4 protein-coding genes are annotated in these 2,393 nt (G+C 71.9%); 2 read left to right on the top strand and 2 right to left on the bottom strand.

All coding sequences use genetic code 11. The annotated features are described in order from the left end of the window. Positions 1–545 (bottom strand): alpha-amylase family glycosyl hydrolase (locus AB0K37_RS41720; protein WP_363991653.1); only part of this gene is annotated, 545 nt, incomplete at its 3' end. Positions 546–1,073: 528 nt separating this feature from the next. Between AB0K37_RS41720 and AB0K37_RS41715 the strand changes: the two genes are divergently transcribed. Together AB0K37_RS41715 and AB0K37_RS41710 are read left to right on the top strand one after the other, a co-directional pair. Further along, positions 1,074–1,340, top strand: coding sequence for a hypothetical protein (locus AB0K37_RS41715; RefSeq protein ID WP_345187862.1), 267 nt, complete (start codon positions 1,074–1,076; stop codon positions 1,338–1,340). Between the two features lie 3 nt (positions 1,341–1,343). Next, a complete protein-coding gene (locus AB0K37_RS41710; RefSeq protein ID WP_363991650.1) occupies positions 1,344–2,192 on the top strand; it encodes an STAS domain-containing protein in 849 nt (282 codons plus the stop codon). Here AB0K37_RS41710 and AB0K37_RS41705 read toward each other — a convergent pair. Continuing rightward, a partial coding sequence (locus AB0K37_RS41705; protein WP_363991647.1) for a hypothetical protein occupies positions 2,170–2,393 on the bottom strand: 224 nt, incomplete at its 5' end. The genes AB0K37_RS41710 and AB0K37_RS41705 overlap by 23 nt on opposite strands.

The following is a 2,393-nucleotide window of genomic DNA, read 5'->3' as shown; positions in this document are numbered from 1 at the left end:
ATGTAGAAGTCCCCGAACGGCCCGTCGGGATCGGTCCGCGACGCCTGGAACCAGGGGTGCTGGTCGGAGGTGTGGTTCATCACCAGATCCGCGATCACCCGGATGCCCCGCGCGTGCGCCTGCTCGATCAGCTCGACGAAGTCTCCGAGCTCCCCGAAGTCGGGGAGGATGCTGGTGTAGTTGGCGATGTCGTAGCCGCCGTCTTTGAGCGGCGATTGGTAGATGGGCAGCAGCCACAGGCAGTCCACGCCGAGCCATTGCAGATGGTCCAGCTTGGAGATCAGCCCGCGCAGGTCGCCGTACCCGTCGTTGTTGGAATCGGCGAAGCCCCGGACCGACACCTCGTAGAACACCGCCGTCTTGAACCAGTCCGGTGTGCGCGGGGTGTCCTCGTCGAACGGGTCGGGGATGGGGCCGGCGGCCGGTCCCGCGGCCGGCCAGGGGGCGTCGTCCACGGGCAGGTCCCCGGTTCCCGGTGAGGTGAGCCCGTCGCCGCCCTGGTCCGGTCGGGTGCTGCGGGTGAAGTTCTTCGGCTGGCCGTCCATGGGTCACCCCGGGTCTGTTGGAGACATCTAGATCAGCAATTCCCTCCGGCCCGGTCAGGTGCGTGCGCGACAGGCAACCATCCGTAAAAGCTTCAGTACGGTCCGTGACCGGGGGTCCGGTTTCGGAGCCCGGCGGCGCAGCCCGGCCGTGCGAGCGCGCCCATGACCGGGGTAGATCGTCCGGATTCGCGGGCCGTCCGGGCGCGCGGCCGCCCGCCGGGAAGGTCATCGCCCGGTCGCGGCCGGGCAGCGCGCGGAAAAGCGGCGCAAAAGAACGGCGATTCCCGGCCCGGCGAGTGGCTTCGGGCGCCGTGAATACTTGCCGCGCGGAGGTTGTGTCATGTCCGTGTTTTTAGGTTCGTCGCTTTTTCTGTCGCAACCCTCGGGTAGGTCATTTCCAACCTCAGAACCCGTCAGGTCGGCGGGTTCTGCTCAGTTCGGACGGAATTCGCCCGTCCAGAAGCGATCGGAGGGACAGTGGAGCGCTGGGAGAAGTCGCCATCGGTCGTACCGACGCGGGATGACCTCGTGGCACGGCTGCGCGTCCGTTTCGCCGACATTCCGGTGGAGCGCGTGCGGCGCTGCGTGGACGACCTGTGGTGCTGCTGCGCCCATCTGGGGGTGCGGCCCGAGGAACGGACCATCGAGCGCCTCGCGGCGTCCCGGCTCACGGGCGTCGTGCGGGGCGGCCGCCCGCCCTACCCGGACGAGCGGCCGGGGTCCCGACCGCCCGGCCACCTGACCGCCTCGCACCGGCCCGCCCGCGCGGCGGCCCGCACTCCGATCGGAACGTGACAGATGAAGGACACGGCGGTGCCGGGCCTGAGCACCGAGACCCGGCGAGGGTTCATCGTGCTCAGCCTGCCGGCGCAGATCAGTTGGCAGAACTACGCGGGGATCCGGGAGGAGGTGAGCAGGGCCCTGACGCTCGCCTGCGCGGGCGCGCCCGGCACGCGGGGCGTGCGGCGCGGCGGGGTCGTGGTCGACTTCGGTGACGCGGTCCTGCTGGACGCGGCCGGGCTCGTGCTGATGGCGCGGGCCGAGACGCGGGCGCAGTTGCTCGGCTGCCCGCTGCGGGCCGTGGTGCCCGCGCTGTCGGCGCACGTCCGGCGGGCGCTGCGCCTCACCGGGCTGGACCGGCTCGTCCCGGTCTTCGCCGACGTCGGGTCGGCGACGGCCGCGCCCGCGCCGGAGCCGGCGCCGGGGGAGGTCGACACCACGCACGTGCTCGACGCGATCCGCGCGCTGCATCCGGGGGACGCCGGCCTCACCCCGACGCCGCCCGCGCCGTCCGAACTGAAGATCACCACGACGGAGGCCGGCGACGGCGACCACACCGTCGTCCACCTGTCGGGGGTGCTGGACGAGGTGACCGTGCCGCGGCTCGGCGAGACGCTGACCACCCTGGTCGAGGGCGACCTGCGGCACCTGATGGTGCGGATGCACGACCGGCTCGGCGTGCGCTGCGACCCGCTGCCGATCCTGCTCGGCATCCGCTGGCGCGTCGCCGCCGAGGGCGGCTGCCTGGCGCTGCCGGCGATGCCGGCCAAGCTCCGCGAGATCGTCGACCGCGAGGGCCTCGGCTCGGTGTTCACCGGCTGCCGGTCCATCGAGGACCGCGTGCTCAGCGGCGCCGGCTCCGGCTAGCTCCGCCGCCCTGCCCGCCACCGGCCCGCACACGTCCGTTCTCCTCGAACGTGAGGACGTGTGCGGGCTTGGTGTGCGGGTCGAGGCGGACGTAGTTGTACTTCGTCCATGTGTAGGTGGTGCCGTCGAGTTGGTCGGTGACGGTGTGGGGTTGGTCGGGGTCGTCGGGGAGGCCGAGGGCGGGGAGGTCGAGGTGGACGG

Origin of the sequence: Actinomadura sp. NPDC049753 (assembly GCF_040674655.1) — a bacterium.
In the GTDB taxonomy this organism is placed as follows: Bacteria; Actinomycetota; Actinomycetes; order Streptosporangiales; family Streptosporangiaceae; genus Spirillospora; species Spirillospora verrucosospora.
This window is presented reverse-complemented; position numbering and strand designations above follow the sequence as displayed.

What these genes read in the sequence shown, in the direction of transcription:
- AB0K37_RS41710 (WP_363991650.1), top strand. Translation starts at nt 1,344, where the DNA reads ATGAAGGACACGGCGGTGCCGGGCCTGAGCACCGAGACCCGGCGAGGG.